Raw genomic sequence first — 15,559 nt, 5'->3', positions numbered from 1 at the left:
CTACGGGGGTCCGGGGGCACTCCCCGCTCGCCCGTGCCTCAGGGCACCAGCCCGGCGAGCGGGACGTGCGGGTCGGCCAGGGCCTCGGTGTCCACCACGGCCCGGGATCGCACCAGCCGCTGGATGGGCTCTGTGACGTCCCACACGTTCACGTTCATCCCGGCGAGCACCCGGCCCTCGCGCACCCAGAACGCGATGAACTCGCGCTTGCCCGCGTCGCCCCGGATCACCACCTGGTCGTAGGAGCCGGGGGGCGCCCAGCCGCTGTACTCCAGGCCGAGGTCGTACTGGTCGGAGAAGAAGTAGGGCAGCCGGTCGTAGACGGTGTCCCGGCCGAGCATGGCGCGGGCGGCGGCGGGGCCGCCGTTGAGGGCGTTGGCCCAGTGTTCGACGCGCAGCCGGGTGCCGAAGAGCGGGAGCGGGAAGCTGGCCACGTCTCCGGCGGCGTAGATGTCGGGGTCGGAGGTGCGCAGGTGCTCGTCGACCGCGATGCCGCCGCCGAGGGAGCGGTCGGCCAGTTCGAGCCCGGCGGCCTCGGCGAGGCCGGTGCGCGGGGCGGCGCCGATGGCGGCGAGCACGTCGTGCGCGGGGTGTTCCTCGCCGTCGTCGGTGCGGGCGGCGAGGACGACGCCGTCCTGGCCGACGATCTCGGTCAGCTTGACCCCGAAGTGGAAGCGGACCCCGTGCTCGCGGTGCAGCTCCTCGAAGAGGTTGCCCAGCTCGGGGCCGAGGACGCCGTGCAGCGGGGTCGGCTCGGGCTCGATCACGGTGACCTCGGCGCCGTACTCGCGGGCCGCCGCCGCGACCTCCAGGCCGATCCAGCCCGCGCCCGCGATCACGAGGTGGCCGTTGTCGCGGCCGAGGGCGGCGAGGACGCCCTTGAGGCGCTCGGCGTGGGAGAGGCGGCGCAGATGGTGGACGCCCGCGAGCGAGGTGCCGGGGACCTCCAGGCGGCGGGGTTCGGCGCCGGTGACGAGCAGCAGCTTGTCGTAGCGGACGAGGGTGCCGTCGTCGCCGAAGCGGACGGTCTTCGCGGTGCGGTCGATCGCGTCCACGGTCTGGCCGAGATGCAGCTCGATGTCGTGGCGCGCGTACCAGGCGGGCTCGTGCACGAAGACGCTCTCGCGCTCCTCCTTGCCGAGGAGGTGGCCCTTGGACAGCGGGGGTCGCTCGTAAGGGTGGTCGCGTTCGTCGCAGATCAGTATCACCCGGCCGGTGAAGCCCTCCGCGCGCAGCGTCTCGGCCGCCTTGGCCCCGGCGAGCCCGCCTCCGACGATGACGAACGTCTGATCCGCGTCGACCACTTGATGCCTCCTCGTAGGGTGCCGCCTGCCGCCACAGGGGAGCGTCCCGCACGTGGCGTGCCGCGGGAAGGGGGAGTGACCCGATCAGGCCACTCGCAGGCACGTTCCTTCTACATATGCCCGGCCGGGTGTCCGGTGTTCCCGCCTCGGTCCGTCAGTCGTGTCCCGTCAGTCGCGCCCCATGAGTCTCGCGTGCAGCGAGCGGGCCGAGGCGTCGGTCAGGGAGGCGATCTGGTCGACGATCACCCGCTTGCGCGCGTGGTCGTCGGGTGCCTCGTCGAACAGCGCCCGGAACTGCGGCTCCAGCCCGTCCGGGGCGCGCAGGGTCAGCACCTCGGCCAGCTCGGCGACGACGATCCGCTGGTCGGCGCGGAGCAGTTCCTGCTCGGCGCGCTGCATGACGTACCGGTCGGCGACGGCCTTGAGCACCGCGCACTCCATGCGCGCCTCGCGGGGTACGACGAGTTCGGCGCCGTAACGGGTCAGGCGCCCGGTGCCGTACGCCTCGCGGGTGCCGGCCTCCGCCGCGAGGGCGAAGCGGCCGATGAGCTGGCTGGTGGCGTCCTTCAGGCGGGCCTGCGCGACCGCCGTGCCGTCGTAGCCGTGCGGCCACCACTCCTGGTCCTGGAGCCGGTCGAGGGCGGCGGCGAGTTCCGCGGGGTCGGTGTCCGCGGGGACGTAGCGGCCGATCGCGACCTCGAACACGGCGCGTCTTTCGGGCTCCGCCTGGAGGCAGTTGGGGTCGATGTGCCCGGCGTGCAGGCCGTCCTCGATGTCGTGCACCGAGTACGCCACGTCGTCGGCCCAGTCCATGACCTGGGCCTCGAAGCAGGTGCGGGTGCCGGGGGCCTCCTTGCGGACCCAGTCGAAGACGGGGCGGTCGTCGTCGTAGACACCGAACTTGGGGGACGCGGGATCGGCCGGGCTGGCGCCGCGCGGCCAGGGGTACTTGGTGGCGGCGTCCAGGGTCGCGCGGGTGAGGTTGAGGCCGACGGAGCCCTCGGGGGTGAAGCGCTTGGGCTCGATGCGGGTGAGGAGCCTGAGCGACTGGGCATTGCCCTCGAAGCCGCCGATGTCGTCGGCGAATTCGTTCAGCGCCTGTTCGCCGTTGTGGCCGAAGGGGGGATGGCCGAGGTCGTGCGCGAGGCAGGCGGCCTCCACCAGGTCGGGGTCGCAGCCGAGGGCCGCGCCCAGCTCGCGGCCGACCTGGGCGCACTCCAGGGAGTGGGTGAGCCGGGTGCGGGGGCTCGCGTCCCAGGCGCGGCTGCGGGTGCCCGGCGTGACGACCTGGGTCTTGCCCGCGAGGCGGCGCAGCGCGGCGGAGTGCAGGATGCGGGCGCGGTCGCGCTGGAAGGCGGTGCGGCCGGGGCGTTTGTCGGGCTCGGGGGCCCAGCGCTCGGTGGACGCGGGGTCGTAGACGTCGGCGGTCGAGGGGTGTGCGGTGCCTTCCATGTCTCGACAGTAAGCGGCGGCGGTGACGATCGGGGAAGGCGGTGCGGGCGGCTATCCGTTTGTGGCGCTTTTGTGGGGTTTTCGAGCGGCGGGCGACGCGTCGGAGCGGGGGCGGCCCTGAGGGGTGACGTGCCGCAGCTGGCCGGCGAGCCGGACACCGATGCTGCTCATGAGATGCGCCGTGCTGCCGAGGTCGGGGAGGAGATCGTCGCTGAGCGAGTCCGGCACTGTCATGGGGGACATCCTGCCCCGGCGACGTTGCGCGTCCGTTGCCGTGTCGTCACGGACACGCGGCGTACAGGGAAGTGGCCTGTGAACCGAGTCGACCAGCTCAGCCCCTGTGAACCGCCGTGCCTTCCCGCGCGTCTCCCTGGTCGGAACACGACCTCCGGGAGCCCGTATGAAGATCCGCCCGCCCCGCCTGCCGCGTCTTCCGCGCACCCGGCGCGGGCAACGGCGCCTGCTCCAGGCCGTCATGGCGGCCTGTGTCCTGGCGCTCCTCCCCTCCGCCTGGCTGTACGTCTCGACGGCGGACCGGCTGCGGACGGTCGCGGACGTGCCGCGCGAGCAGGTCGCCATCGTGTTCGGCGCCGGACTCTGGGACGGCGAGCCCTCGCCGTACCTCGCCCACCGCCTCGACGCGGCGGCCCGCCTCTACCGCGCGGGCCGGATCGAGGCCGTCCTCGTCACCGGCGACAACAGCCGCGAGGACTACGACGAACCGGACGCGATGCACACCTACCTCACCCACCACGGCGTCCCCGCCGCCCGCATCGTCGAGGACTACGCGGGCTTCGACACCTGGGACTCCTGCGTACGCGCCCGCAAGGTGTTCGGAGTCGACCGCGCGGTCCTGATCAGCCAGGGCTTCCACATCCGCCGCGCCGTCGCCCTCTGCGAGGCGGCGGGCGTGCGCTCGTACGGCGTCGGAGTCTCCGCCAAACACGACGCGACCTGGTACTACGGCGGCACCCGCGAGGTCTTCGCGGCAGCCAAGGCAAGCCTGGACGTCCTGTTCCGACCGGGCCCGCGCTTCCTGGGACCGAAGGAGGACGGGGTGGAGCGGGCGCTGGCGTCGCGGGGGTGACGGGGAGTGGGCCGGGGCGGGGTGCCGGGGTTCCGCGCTGCCGAGGTGCCGGGGCTTGTCGGTCCCGGGGCTCCTGACGGCCCGTCGGTCCGGTCACCCGTTCATCTGTGCCCGGCCCTCCATTCGTGTGCTCTTCCCCGTCCACCCCGTACCCGCCCCTGACCTGCGTCGACAAGCCGCCGCTCACCCATGTGGGGGTCGGGGGCGCCACCCGTTCTCCGCAGTGCGGGGCCGTTCCCGGGAGGCGGTGGGGGCGCTCTGGGCTTTACCTCGGTAGGGCAGGGGCGCTCGCCCCTGGACGATTCACGTCGGACAAGCCCTGGGGAGCACCACCATGCGTCGCACCGCCCGTCTGCTGACCGGTACCGCGCTCGCCGTGGCCGCGGCAGGGCTCGCCACCGCTCCGGCGGCCCACGCGGACGCGGCCCCGCTGCGACCGGCCACAGCCGCAAGCCTGTGGCTGGGCGGCGCGGCGAGCGGCCTCCAGGTGTACCCGTCCACGACCACGCCGGGCAGCGAGGTCACCGTGAACACGGCGGCGTGCGGCGAGCAGGGCAGCGCGCTCGGCGACGCGGGCGCGGTGGGCGCGGGGACGTTCCCGCTGGCGCCGACCACGCACGAGGGCGAGGCGATCGGCCGCTTCCAGGTCCCGGAGGGCGCGCAGCCGGGGACGTACGAGATCGTCGCGCGGTGCGCCGAGGACGACCGGCAGGTGCGGGGAGACCTGAAGGTGGCGCTGAGCGCGGCCGGGCCGCAGACGCAGCCGCGCGGCAGCCTGAAGACCGGGGTCGGCGGGGCACCAGGCCCCGGCCCCTCACAGACCGCGGCGGGCGTGGCGGCACTGGCCGTCGCCGCCGCGGGCGGTACCTGGCTCCTGCATCGCCGGGCGAGAGGCGACGGGATCTGACGGACACCCTCCGCTGTCCGTCGGCCGGTACCGCACGTCCCGCCCCCTCCGGGTCCGATGCCCCTCGCGGCCCGGAGGGGGACGGGGGTCCACCTCGTGGAGACGCGTGCACGGTAAGGGGGTTCACATGCGCAGACTGGGTGACGCCGCGATAGCCGCCGTGACGGTGGTGGCGCTCGCCTCGGGCGTCTGGCTGCTCGGCGACGGCACCGGCACCCACGCCCCGCCCCAGCCCTCCGCCGCCGAGGGCCGCCCCGAACCGGGCGGCGAACACAGCGCGGCCCCCGCCCTCGACCCGTCCCCGCCGACCCGCATCCGCATCCCCGCGATCCACGTCGACGCCCCCCTGATGGGCCTCTCCCTGACCCCCTCCGGCAGCCTGGACGTCCCGCCCCCGGCGGAGAAGAACCTCGCGGGCTGGTACGAGGCGGGCACCGCCCCCGGCTCCACCGGCACCGCCGTCGTGGCGGGCCACGTCGACAACACCGAGGGCCCCGCCGTCTTCTACGACCTCGGTGCCCTGAAGCGCGGCACCACGATCGAGATCGACCGCGAGGACGCCACGATCGCGGTCTTCGCGGTCGACGCCGTCGAGGTCTACTCGGCGAAGAACTTCCCGGACGAGAAGGTGTACGGCGCGTCCACGCGCCCGGAGTTGCGGGTGATCACGTGCGGTGGGGGCTACTCCAGGTCGACCGGTTATCAGGGGAACGTGGTGGTGTTCGCACACCTGACGGGCAGCCGCAAGGCCTGAGTTCGGGAATGGCTCAGTCGATCCCGGACCGCTCCACCCCCACCACGATCCACCGCTGGAAGACGAGGAAGACCAGGAGCAGCGGCAGGATCGAGACCGCCGACGCGACGAACAGTTCGTGCAGACGGATCACTTGGGAGGTGGTGAAGGACGACAGGGCCACCTGGACCGTCCAGGTGTCGCGGTCCTGGCCGATGACCAGGGGCCACAGGAAGGAGTTCCAGGCGCCGAGGAACACGATCGTGCCGACGGCCGCGAACACCGGCCGCGCGTTCGGCACGACGACGAGCCAGTACGTGCGCCAGTGGCCGAGCCCGTCGACCTGTGCCGCGTCCTCCAACTCCCTTGGAAACCCCAGGAAGTACTGCCGGAACACGAAGCACGCGAACGCCGAGAACAGCGTCGGCACGATCAGGCCGCGCAGCGTGGAGATCCAGCCCAGCGAGGACACCAGCACGAAGCTGGGCACGAAGGTGACGGCGGCCGGGATCAGCAGGGTGCCGAGGACGCCGTAGAAGACCTTGTTCGCGTGCCGGTAGGGGATGCGGGCGAGGCCGTAGCCCGCGAGGGAGGCGAGCAGGAGGGTGCCGAGGGTGGTGGCGACGGCGATCAGCGCGGAGTTGAGCAGGGAGCGGGCGAAGGGGACGGAGGTGTCCGCGAACAGCTCGTGGACGTTGTCCCAGCGCAGCTCGTGCGGGAAGAAGGTCCACTCCGGCGAGGTGATCTCCCGCTCGGTGGACAGGCCGTTGCGGAGCAGCAGGTAGAAGGGGATCAGGAAGAGCAGCGCGAGTGCGATCAGCACGGCCAGCCTGAGGGCCCGTCCGGCCCGTACGAGCGCGTCATCCATCGGCGTCGGTCCTCCCGAGCTTCAGCCAGCGCGCCTGGCCCACGGTGACGACCGCGATGATCAGCGCGAGGATCACGGCACCGGCGCTGCCCAGGCCCAGGTTCTGCCCCTCGCCGAGGGCCGTGTAGTAGAGGTAGACGAGCGGGGGCCGGGCGTAGGGCGGGTAACCCCGGGCGTCGGAGAGCAGGTTGTAGAACTCGTCGAAGGCCTGGAAGGCGTTGACGACGAGCAGCAGGATCACCGCGACCGAGGTGGCCCGCAGTTGGGGCAGCGTGATGTGGCGCAGCACGGTCCAGCCCGGCCTGGCGCCGTCCACGGCGGCGGCCTCGTACAGCGCCGGGTCGATGCGCTGCAGCCCCGCGAGGAAGAGGATCATGTAGAAACCGGCCTGGAGCCAGAGCCGTACGGTCACGATGACCAGCCAGTACCAGGGCGGGTCCGTGGTGGACAGCCAGGCCACGGAGTCGGCGCCGAACCAGCCGAGGACCGTGTTCGCCAGCCCGAACCGCACCCCGCTGAAGACCGACATCTTCCAGATCAGGGCCGCGACGACGTAACTGCACGCGGCCGGCAGGAAGAACACCGAGCGGAAGAAGGCGCGCGCCCTGCGGACCCGGTTGACCATCAGGGCGAGCGCGAGGGAGACGGCGTAGGTGGTGGGCACGATGAACGCGGTGAAGACGAGGAAGGTCTTCAGGCTGTCCCGGAACGCGTCGTCCTTCAGCATCGCGGTGTAGTTGTCCAGCCCGACGAAGTGGGTGGGCGTGACGGTGTTGTGCGCGTCGAAGAAGCTCAGGCCGACGCTCCACAGCAGCGGGACGTAGGTGAACAGGGCGAGTCCGAGGGCGAAGGGGCCGACGAAGACCCAGAACCACCGCGCGTTCGTACGCCTCACGACTTCTTCTTCACCCGGTCGAGTTCGGCGGCCACTTTCCTTACGACGGACCGGAGTTCGGTCTCGGGATGCGCGCCGTCCTTGATGATCCGGCTGAGGCCGTCCTGGTAGGCGGTCTGGTTCGCCGGGGTCCACAGCAGCGGCTGGGCGTGGCCGTGGTCGGTGGTGAAGCGGACGGCGTCGGCGGCGGGACCGGTCCGCAGCTTGGCCGCCTTCTTGGCGAGGGAGATCCGGGCCGGGATGTGGAAGCCGTAGGAGAGGGCGAAGTCCTCCTGGTAGTCGGTGCGTTCGACCCAGAGCCACTTCACGTACTCTTTGGCGGCCTCCCGGTGCTTGCCGCGCGCGCTGACCGCGGAGCCGTACGCACCCACGGGCACGGCGGGCGCCCCCTGCGGGCCGTCCTTCGGGAAGGGCAACACCCCGAAGTCGTCCCCGAGTTCCTTCTTCACCTGCGGCAGCGCCCACAGCCCCGACCACTGCATCGCCGTGAGCCCCTGGAGGAACGCGGCGGGGTCCGACCAGTCGGCGGGCGCGCCGAGCAGCAGGGACTTGTCGGCGTACAACTGGTGCAGCTTGCCGAGGGTACGGGCGGCGGCGGGGTCGTCGAACCCGACCTTCCCGTCCTCGGTGACGAGCTGAAGTCCGGCCGCGTTGAGGGGAGTTCCGCCGAGGACACCCGCGCCGCCGTCGTTGCCGAGGAAGAGACCCTTGGTCTTGCTGGTGGTGAGCCGCTTGGCAGCGTCCACGAGGGCGTCCAGGGAGGTGGGCGGCTCGACCCCGGCATCCTTCAACAGGCTCTTGCGGTAGTAGAGCATCTGCATGTCGATGACCTGCGGAATGCCCCAGATCTTCCCGTCGTACGTCTTCGGCGTGAGCACGGCGGGGTTGAAGTCGTCCTTCACTCCGTCCAACAGCTCGGTGAGGTCGACGACTTGACCCCCCTGGATCTGATCGAGCGTAGGACTCCCCTCGAACACATCCGGCCCGGAATCGGTGAGCAACGCGGCAGCGGTCTGCCGGTCGTAGTCACCGGGCCGCCACTGCACACTGACGTCGGCCTTGTCGTAGGCGGCGGCGTACCGCTTGACGGCCTGCTCGGTCCCGGCTTCGCCATACTGGTGGTACCACTGCGAAATCCGCGTCCCTGAACCACCCTCGCCCCGACCGGTGTTGCTCCCACAGGCGGCGAGGAACCCAACCCCTGCGCTCGCACCCAACAACGCCCTACGACTGACCGCCATGCGCGCACCCCTTGTCTGTCTTCCGTCATCGATGCCCGTCCCAGCGATCAACGATGCGGGACGATTGCGAAGGGGGTGTTGCGACGGCGTGTCACGCTGCGGGCCACGCTTCCACGCGCTCCCTCGCGCGGCACGACCTGACGGCGACGCGACTCGTTGATCACGTCGTACGAAAGGGGGAGCTGATGGTCGGCTCGTCGCATGAGGCGTTGCACCGGATCTTCCAGAAAGACCCGGCGCTGTTGACCCGGGCGCTGCAGCAGGTACTGCACGTACCGTTTCCCGAGCCACGCGAGATCGCCGCGCTGAACGTGGACCTCACCGAGATCGAACCGGTCGAGCGACGCGTGGACACGCTGCTGCGGGCCGAGACGGACGACGGCACGTACCTGCTCGTGGTCGAGTCCCAGGGGAAGGTGGACGATCGCAAACGGGGCAGCTGGCCGTACTACCTGTCATTTTTGTACGAGAAGTACCGTTGCGAGCCGATCCTCATCGTCACCACGCAGAGCAGCGCCACCGCGAAGTGGGCGGCCCGCCCGATCCGGCTCGGCTTCCGCGACTGGCACTCGCTGACGGTACGGCCACTCGTACTGGGCCCGGACAACGTCCCCGTCATCTCGGACGAGCGGCAGGCCGAACGGGACGTACCCCTTGCGGTGCTTTCGGCGATGACACACGGGCGCGGCCCCCAGTCCGCCGCCATACTGAAATCCCTGGCATCCGCCCTGCGGACCATCGACCCCGAAAACGCCGCGGTCTTCGTGCAGTTTGTCGACTCATGCCTGGCCGACCCCCAGGCGAAGCAGATGTGGAGGGACCTGATGACAGCCATCCAGTACTTCTGGCGCCACCCGCTGGCCGAGCAGGTACGCGAGGAGGGGCGCGAGGAGGGACGTGTCGAGAGTCAGCGGGAGCTGATCATCCGCGCCCTCGAATGCCGAGCCCTCTCCGTCCCCGACGACATCCGCGCCCGGGTCAACACCTGCGAGGACCCGGACCAGTTGGACACGTGGTTCCAGCGAGCCGTCCATGCGACGAACGCGGCGGATCTGTTCGCCGAGGAGTGACCAGGCGCGCGAAGGGGCGGCACCCCCGCACAGGGTGCCGCCCCCTCTTGTGGCGCCGGAGCCGTCGTCGATCGGTGGTGAGGGTCGGGGACCGACGACGGGCTCCGGGGCTCAGCGGTGGCCGCTGCCCGTGGACTGAGTCGCCACGCGGCCCACTTCCAGGCGGGCTACCAGGATGCGGAAGGGGGAGCAGGAGACGTAGTCGTGCCGATGGCAAGCTTCAGCCGCGTACCCGCCTCCGCCCTGCCTTCCGCGATGACCTGGTCGACCTCGTCGCGGACGGTCTCCAGTTCCTGGATCGTACCGACGAGCGGGACCATGATCTCGGCGTGCGGATCGTCCACGGTGGACTTGCGCTCGGCCGCGTGGGAGTTCGGCTCAACCAGTCCTGCGATGTGCGCACCAGGCGGTGGCGGCAGCCGCGAGGCGCAGGGTCCATGGGTCGGGGTCGGCCGTGCTGATCTCGGACCAGACGTTGGCGTTGGCGGCGGCGAAGGCGGTGATGCCCTCGGCGGGTGCGGTGTGCCAGGAGGGGATCTCGGCGGCCCAGCGTTCGGCGGATGCGGGGGCGTGACCGGCGGCGATGAGCCAGATGACCCAGTACCCGGCGTCGAGCCACGCCGCGCCACGGGTCGCCCAGGCCCAGTCGACCAAGCGGGCCCGATCGCCCTGGAGAGCCTGATCGTCGACGAGGACGTTGGCGTTGTTCAGGTCGGTGTGGAGCAGGTGGACCCCGGCGAAGAAGCGGAGGTCGTCGCGGTGGGCTGCGTAGCGTTCCAAACGCTGCTCGGCGTGGCGTAGCTCGATGTCGGGGCAGGAGGTCTCGCCGAGGCGGCGCAGGAGGGAGGCGACTTCGGTGAGGTCGGGGGATCCGGGGGCGTAGTCGGCGTGGTGACCGGCGAGGGCTTCGAAGCCGAGGAGGTCCCAACCAGCGGCCTCGACGCGCCAGCGGAGGGCGGGGGCCAGGCCGGTGAGGAAGGGGGCGACGGCGGCCTCCCGGTGCTGGGTCCAGACGCGGGGGTGATCGGTGCGCAGGCCCTTGATGTGCCAGGTGCCCGTGGTGGAGGTGACACGGGCCGCGATCTCGCTGTTGAAGCCCTCGGCGGTCTCCTCGACCGTGAGGAGGGGGCCGGTGTGCTCTTCGACGGCGGCGCGAGCGGCGGGCGGCAGTCGGTCGAGGCCGATGCGGATGGTCGCCATGGGGCTTCATTCTTCCACGGAAGCGGGTGCGAGGGTGGGCGGGCAGCGGTGCGGGGACTTCGGACGGGAGAACGCCCGGAAGCCCCCGCGGTTCTGCGCGTCCGGTTGTCTACCGGTACGGGTTGTCGTCGTTGCAGCCCGGGACGGCCCCTTCGGCCAGCACCTCCAGGTCGTCCAGGAGGATCACTCCCTCGGGCTCCTCCAGGGTCGGCGGTCGGGTGCTGATCTCCACCATGACAGTGGTCATGACGCTTCCTCGCTTCCGTGTCGGCAGTAGGTGTTCAGTGGTGCCTTCGCCTCCTGGTACGCCTTGGCGAGTGGTCGGCAGACCCGGCAGGTGCCGGAGAGCTGACAGCCGCCGCAGCCACCGGTGCGAAGCATCTGGGCATCGGCGATGCCGGGCAGACGAAGGAGTCCGTCCAGGCCCTCGGACATGAGGTCGATGGGGTTCTCGCGGCCGACCTTGCACATGGTCGCCAGGCCGTGCGGGTCGACGTGGAAGAAAGTGTGGCCGGCGGGGCAGCCCTTGAAGACGCTGGTCTTGTCCAGGAAGCCGGGAGCCTGTGCGGCCAGCGGTTCGGGCGAGCCGGTGTACGTGGGGGAGATCGTGCCGTATTCCTGGCGGCTCGCCCCGTACCGCTCGGCGAGGGCGCGCATGGCGTCCAGCTCGTGGGCGTTGTGCCGGGCGATGATCAGCGCCAGTTCCAGCGCGATACCGGCCTCGCGCGCCGCGACGAGCCCCTTCTCGACCAGCTTGAACGCCCCCGGCTTGCGGGTGAGCGAGTCAAAACTGTCCGGCGTCGCCCCGTAGAGGGAGACGGTCACCTTGTGCGGTGGCAGGTCGCGCAGGAGGTCGATGATCTCGGGGCGGTGGAGCCGGGAGCCGTTGGTCAGGATCTCGATCAGCATCCCGGAGCGGTGAGCAAGCGTGTACGCGTCCACGAAGTCCCGGTCGATCAGCGGCTCACCGCCGGTGAACTGGAGCCACAGCACCCCCGCGTCCCGCAGCAGGTGTAGAAGCCGGACCTTGTCCGGCCAGGGCAGTCCCTCGAACTTCCGCTCCGCGAGGTAGCAGTGCTCGCAGTTGAAGTTGCAGCCCTTGTTGATCTCGTACGTGGCCCGGCCATAGCCGAGACCGGTACCGGAGCGTACGAGGACGGCGTCCCGCATCACCGCGCCCGCCAGGTCCACGGTCCAGGCCGTGCGGGCGTGGTCGATGAGCCAGGCAGGCAGAGGGGTGCTGCTCTCGGCGATCGAGGCCAGCTCTTCGTAATGCGTCCGAGGGATACGCATGCCGCCCTTGGAGCCGGGGCGGGCGATCAGGAACGTCCCGTTGTACGGGCTCGCGATCAGCTGGTGCACGGGACCTCCTCCGGAGGGTCTTCGCAAGTGTGCTGCTCGGCTTGGACAGTTGGCACTGCACCGCCCTGTCGACGTGATCAACGGTCGACTTCTCCCGGGCTTCTCGCACCAGGTCCAGGGGCACGCGACGCCAGTGAACGCACTGCATCACGACACCATCCAGAGAGATTCGGCGGAGTGGCAGGCCATCCCGAACCGGGACCGTTCCGCCGTGTGGCGGTGCGGCGTTGCACTTCAGACTGGACCGGTGGACCGGTCCAGTCAAGAGTGAACCTAGAGCTGACGAACGCGGAAGTACGTCTCAGCAGCTCAAAGCACTTGACGAAGCATCAAAGATGCCGTCGTAGCGGAGCGGGTGAGCTTCCGCTACGGATGTTTCTCACATCGCGTAGGTGTCCACCTGCTCGAAGAGCGAGGCAGGCGTAACACCCTCTTCGCAGACCAGCGGACGCCCCTCCTGGTCACGCGCCGTGTGCAGGAGAACCGCGACAGCGCTGCCTTCCTCGACCCCCAACCGCTCCGCCTCAACTTCGGTGGCGAGCCGCACGGTGATGACGTCCACTCCTTCTGCCGGAAAACGCCCGGTCTGCCGACGGACGTAGCGAGTCGTGCCCTCGGCGATGGGCGCGGCGCCGGACAGCCGGGGTGCTGCCTCTCCGATCTCGGGAGGGAACCACGCTTCCACGCAGCTGTTGGGGCTTCCGTCAGGGAGTTGAAGGATGCGCACGCGACGAAGCGCCTGTACGCCGGGCGCCAAGCCGAGCGCGTTGGCCACGTGCGCAGGCGGTTCGACCCAGTCCGGCACCCCGACCCGCCGGAACGGCATCCCACCGAGGATGCGCGCCGACCCGGCTCGCCGAGCACCAGCGGGCCGCGCCAATGGTGTCTCCGTGACCACGAAACCGGTCCCTTGTTTGGCCACCACCACGCCGTCGTTGCGGAGCACGTCCACCGCCTTGATGGCGGTGGCCCGCGACACGTCCCACTGCTCGGCCAGATCTCGGCCTGACGGAATGATCTCGCCGGGGGCGAACTCACCAGCGGCGATGCGGGCCCGAAGCGACTCGGCGATCTCCTCGTACTTCAGAACGGCCATGGTTTCCCCTACCTCGCACACTGGACTGGTCCACCGGTACGCACGATACTGCGACCATGTCGACTCCCGAACTGGCCCCCTCCGTAATGCGGTTCTACGGCGAGACGGTGGACGAGGACGACCGCCTGCGCAGCTCGGCAGACGGACGGATGGAGCTGGCCCGAACACAAGAGCTTCTTCGACGGTTCCTCCCCCCTGCACCGGCCCGCGTGCTCGACGTGGGCGGCGGTACCGGAATTCATGCCGAATGGCTCGTGAAGGACGGCTATGACGTGACGCTGGTGGACCCGGTCCCTCGGCATGTCGAGGCAGCGTCAGCCGTTTGCTCAGCGGTTGTGGGAGACGCCCGCGATCTGAACGAGCCGAATGACAGTTTCGACGTCGTACAGCTCCTTGGTCCTCTGTACCACCTTCCCGATCCCGAGGACCGGCGTACTGCACTGGCAGAAGCTCAGCGCGTGGTGAAGCCGGGCGGCCTGGTCGTGGCAGCAGCCATCAACCGGTACGCCTCGCTCTTTGAGCACGTGACGTACGCCCACCTTCACACGGAGCGAATTCGTGACTCCGTCTCAAAGATCCTAGAGACGGCCGTCTATGACGGTGCGCGAGGGTTCACCCTGAGCTACTTCCACAGGGCTGAGGAGCTGGCTTCAGAGCTGCTGAAGTCCGGACTGACCAATGTGCAGGTCTTCGGAATCGAGGGCCCTGCGTGGTCGCTGGTGAAGGCGGCGGAGCAGCAGCCGGGTGAAGGACCAACAGATGAGCTGATTGCATCTGCCATGGAAGCGGCCCGCATGGCCGAACCTTACCCAGAGCTGCTTGCTGCCAGTTCGCATCTACTGGCCGCGGGAAGGGCCCCTGCTGACATCAGCATTTGATGTCAACGGTGGTAAGCACTCAGGGAGCAGCAGCCTTCGTCACGCAGCTGTTCTAGCGCTGGCAGCGCGGTACAACTTTCTTTACTCCATCAAGGCCCGCGCACGGCGCGGGCGCGTTCGGCGACTGCAGGCAAGAAGGAGGAGACACCTTCTGGGGCTAGGGTGGCCGGTTCCATGGCTTTAGGCAGCCCCTTTGGGGCGATCCTCTAAGAGCATGGCCCCCACGTCGCGCTTTAGCGGGCAAGTCCGCAGACTGCTCACCTCGCCGGAAGCTTACGGGGCCATGATCACTCGCCCCAAGGCAGCTCCAACCCAAAGCCGCTCCGCCGACCTGCGCATACGCGTCAGCGATAAATCGCGAGGATGTCGAGCGCCAGGGCAGGGCCTACCAGCGTGGTCTCGTCGGTCTGCTCTTGTCGAGCAGCTTGCCGACGCTGCTGCCGACTCATCAGGGATGCGCCAGGGATTGCCAGGAGAGAATGTGTTTCACCATCTTTCAGGCGCTTGGAAATCTTTCCAAGGATGAACACCTCTCCTTCGATCTCATCTCGAATGAAGTCCTGATGCAACTTGCCGGTGACCTGAGGGCCGCCCTCTTCCTGGTCGCCGACGATAACCACATCCGACTTCATTGCCTTACCAAAGTCCCGGACGGCTTTCGCCTCTTTCTTCCCAGGGAGCCCGTCGAGATCCTGTCCCAGCAGTGGGGCCATTGCGCGAAATGCTTCAATCATATTCACCATGCCATCCAACTGGTCTGGCTGACTAAACATGCGAACAAAAGGAGGAATCTCCACTTCGCACTGCACCTGCACAATGTCCGCTACTTTAACGACGTCAAATTCCTCACCAAGGTCTTCGATGTCGCGATAGCGCCAGCGGAGGGAAGCTGCATCGAGGGCAGTTACCAGGCGGATGAAGCGCTGGCTAGCTGTTTCGCGGATTACTCGCTCTTCCTCGGAGGTGGAATCACCGCTTACAGGTTCCCCCAGCGCGGTGGGCTCGATTCCAGTCGCGCTAGACATGCGTCGCATCTTCGATTCATCGGAAAGGCCCTCCTCCACGACGGAAAGATACTCCCCCAGCGCCCTATCGTCCAGGTAGAGAAAGCGGGGAAGGGATGGAATGGGCATGGCTTTTCCTGTCTTTTCGCGCGAGAGGCTTTGATTGCTTAGGTTGCAGTGGGGCCTGCGGATGACCTCAAATTTTCCAGGACCGCTACAGCCTTCTCCCTTTCATGTTCGGAAATTTGGTCAGATTCATTACTATACGCAATATAGGTTGCCGGACTGGTCACATTTCCGATCTGAAGAGGGAAAGCGAGGAGTTGACCCCAGCGCCTCTTGTGGCCAAGCTTGCATTCAATCATGGCGTCATATTTCCGATGCTCGGGGATGAAGTGAGGAAATTCGACGCCAAACTCTACGAATATTTGCACTGCAGACCGGCCAGCTACGACGAAGACG

At 69.0% G+C, this 15,559-nt stretch carries 16 protein-coding genes; 5 read left to right on the top strand and 11 right to left on the bottom strand.

What is annotated here, in order from left to right:
- Positions 1-38: 38 nt before the first annotated feature.
- Positions 39-1,304 carry an NAD(P)/FAD-dependent oxidoreductase gene (locus B079_RS0108080; protein WP_018545275.1) on the bottom strand — a complete coding sequence of 422 codons (1,266 nt, stop codon included), beginning with the start codon at positions 1,302-1,304 and terminating at the stop codon, positions 39-41.
- 168 nt (positions 1,305-1,472) lie between these two features.
- Positions 1,473-2,756: a deoxyguanosinetriphosphate triphosphohydrolase gene (locus B079_RS0108075; protein ID WP_018545274.1), complete on the bottom strand. Its 1,284-nt coding sequence runs from the start codon at positions 2,754-2,756 to the stop codon at positions 1,473-1,475.
- 400 nt (positions 2,757-3,156) lie between these two features.
- Between B079_RS0108075 and B079_RS0108070 the strand changes: the two genes are divergently transcribed.
- From B079_RS0108070 to B079_RS0108060, 3 genes are all read left to right on the top strand, one after another.
- A complete protein-coding gene (locus B079_RS0108070; RefSeq protein ID WP_018545273.1) occupies positions 3,157-3,843 on the top strand; it encodes a SanA/YdcF family protein in 687 nt (228 codons plus the stop codon).
- 334 nt (positions 3,844-4,177) lie between these two features.
- Positions 4,178-4,750: a hypothetical protein gene (locus B079_RS0108065; protein ID WP_018545272.1), complete on the top strand. Its 573-nt coding sequence runs from the start codon at positions 4,178-4,180 to the stop codon at positions 4,748-4,750.
- Positions 4,751-4,877: 127 nt separating this feature from the next.
- A complete protein-coding gene (locus B079_RS0108060; RefSeq protein WP_018545271.1) occupies positions 4,878-5,504 on the top strand; it encodes a class F sortase in 627 nt (208 codons plus the stop codon).
- A gap of 13 nt (positions 5,505-5,517) precedes the next feature.
- Here B079_RS0108060 and B079_RS0108055 read toward each other — a convergent pair whose 3' ends face one another.
- Genes B079_RS0108055 through B079_RS0108045 form a run of 3 tightly spaced genes read right to left on the bottom strand, consistent with a single transcriptional unit; the run spans position 5,518 to position 8,487 of the window.
- Positions 5,518-6,351 (bottom strand): carbohydrate ABC transporter permease, encoded by an 834-nt coding sequence (locus B079_RS0108055; protein WP_018545270.1) that lies wholly within the window; start codon positions 6,349-6,351, stop codon positions 5,518-5,520.
- On the bottom strand, positions 6,344-7,246 hold the full coding sequence (locus B079_RS0108050; RefSeq protein WP_018545269.1) for a carbohydrate ABC transporter permease: 903 nt from the start codon (positions 7,244-7,246) through the stop codon (positions 6,344-6,346). Before B079_RS0108050 ends, B079_RS0108055 begins: the two co-directional genes overlap by 8 nt.
- Complete coding sequence (locus B079_RS0108045; RefSeq protein WP_026248468.1) at positions 7,243-8,487, bottom strand: ABC transporter substrate-binding protein; 1,245 nt, start codon at positions 8,485-8,487, stop codon at positions 7,243-7,245. Before B079_RS0108045 ends, B079_RS0108050 begins: the two co-directional genes overlap by 4 nt.
- 185 nt (positions 8,488-8,672) lie before the next feature.
- On the opposite strand from B079_RS0108045, the gene B079_RS0108040 reads away from it, so the two are divergent.
- Entirely contained in the window at positions 8,673-9,557 is an 885-nt protein-coding gene (locus B079_RS0108040) for a hypothetical protein (RefSeq protein WP_018545267.1), read from the top strand.
- A gap of 167 nt (positions 9,558-9,724) precedes the next feature.
- On the opposite strand, the gene B079_RS34615 is transcribed toward B079_RS0108040, so the two are convergent.
- The 5 genes from B079_RS34615 to B079_RS0108015 form a co-directional block, all read right to left on the bottom strand.
- Positions 9,725-9,901 (bottom strand): hypothetical protein, encoded by a 177-nt coding sequence (locus B079_RS34615; protein ID WP_018545266.1) that lies wholly within the window; start codon positions 9,899-9,901, stop codon positions 9,725-9,727.
- A 34-nt stretch (positions 9,902-9,935) separates the two neighbouring features.
- Positions 9,936-10,757, bottom strand: a complete 822-nt coding sequence (locus tag B079_RS0108030; protein WP_018545265.1) for a hypothetical protein — start codon at positions 10,755-10,757, stop codon at positions 9,936-9,938.
- Between the two features lie 109 nt (positions 10,758-10,866).
- Positions 10,867-11,004, bottom strand: coding sequence for a hypothetical protein (locus B079_RS35460; RefSeq protein WP_018545264.1), 138 nt, complete (start codon positions 11,002-11,004; stop codon positions 10,867-10,869).
- Positions 11,001-12,119, bottom strand: a complete 1,119-nt coding sequence (locus tag B079_RS0108020; protein WP_018545263.1) for a radical SAM protein — start codon at positions 12,117-12,119, stop codon at positions 11,001-11,003. The genes B079_RS35460 and B079_RS0108020 overlap by 4 nt, the downstream gene beginning before the upstream one ends.
- A 379-nt stretch (positions 12,120-12,498) precedes the next feature.
- On the bottom strand, positions 12,499-13,215 hold the full coding sequence (locus B079_RS0108015) for a GntR family transcriptional regulator (protein WP_026248467.1): 717 nt from the start codon (positions 13,213-13,215) through the stop codon (positions 12,499-12,501).
- 56 nt (positions 13,216-13,271) lie between these two features.
- Between B079_RS0108015 and B079_RS0108010 the strand changes: the two genes are divergently transcribed.
- On the top strand, positions 13,272-14,093 hold the full coding sequence (locus tag B079_RS0108010) for a class I SAM-dependent methyltransferase (protein WP_018545261.1): 822 nt from the start codon (positions 13,272-13,274) through the stop codon (positions 14,091-14,093).
- A gap of 344 nt (positions 14,094-14,437) precedes the next feature.
- On the opposite strand, the gene B079_RS0108005 is transcribed toward B079_RS0108010, so the two are convergent.
- Entirely contained in the window at positions 14,438-15,226 is a 789-nt protein-coding gene (locus B079_RS0108005) for a DUF6414 family protein (RefSeq protein WP_018545260.1), read from the bottom strand.
- Positions 15,227-15,559 lie beyond the last annotated feature (333 nt).

The sequence above is a fragment of the Streptomyces sp. LaPpAH-108 genome (genome assembly GCF_000373625.1).
In the GTDB taxonomy this organism is placed as follows: domain Bacteria; phylum Actinomycetota; class Actinomycetes; order Streptomycetales; family Streptomycetaceae; genus Streptomyces.
The sequence above is the reverse complement of the archived record's forward strand: the minus strand, read 5'-3'. Positions and strand labels throughout refer to the sequence as shown.

Excerpts from the sequence above, each read along its gene's own strand:
- B079_RS0108075 (WP_018545274.1), bottom strand. The coding sequence starts at position 2,756 with ATGGAAGGCACCGCACACCCCTCGACCGCCGACGTCTACGACCCCGCG.
- B079_RS0108070 (WP_018545273.1), top strand. The coding sequence starts at position 3,157 with ATGAAGATCCGCCCGCCCCGCCTGCCGCGTCTTCCGCGCACCCGGCGC.
- B079_RS0108065 (WP_018545272.1), top strand. The coding sequence starts at position 4,178 with ATGCGTCGCACCGCCCGTCTGCTGACCGGTACCGCGCTCGCCGTGGCC.
- B079_RS0108060 (WP_018545271.1), top strand. The coding sequence starts at position 4,878 with ATGCGCAGACTGGGTGACGCCGCGATAGCCGCCGTGACGGTGGTGGCG.
- B079_RS0108055 (WP_018545270.1), bottom strand. The coding sequence starts at position 6,351 with ATGGATGACGCGCTCGTACGGGCCGGACGGGCCCTCAGGCTGGCCGTG.
- B079_RS0108045 (WP_026248468.1), bottom strand. The coding sequence starts at position 8,487 with ATGGCGGTCAGTCGTAGGGCGTTGTTGGGTGCGAGCGCAGGGGTTGGG.
- B079_RS0108040 (WP_018545267.1), top strand. The coding sequence starts at position 8,673 with ATGGTCGGCTCGTCGCATGAGGCGTTGCACCGGATCTTCCAGAAAGAC.
- B079_RS0108030 (WP_018545265.1), bottom strand. The coding sequence starts at position 10,757 with ATGGCGACCATCCGCATCGGCCTCGACCGACTGCCGCCCGCCGCTCGC.
- B079_RS35460 (WP_018545264.1), bottom strand. The coding sequence starts at position 11,004 with ATGACCACTGTCATGGTGGAGATCAGCACCCGACCGCCGACCCTGGAG.
- B079_RS0108015 (WP_026248467.1), bottom strand. The coding sequence starts at position 13,215 with ATGGCCGTTCTGAAGTACGAGGAGATCGCCGAGTCGCTTCGGGCCCGC.
- B079_RS0108010 (WP_018545261.1), top strand. The coding sequence starts at position 13,272 with ATGTCGACTCCCGAACTGGCCCCCTCCGTAATGCGGTTCTACGGCGAG.
- B079_RS0108005 (WP_018545260.1), bottom strand. The coding sequence starts at position 15,226 with ATGCCCATTCCATCCCTTCCCCGCTTTCTCTACCTGGACGATAGGGCG.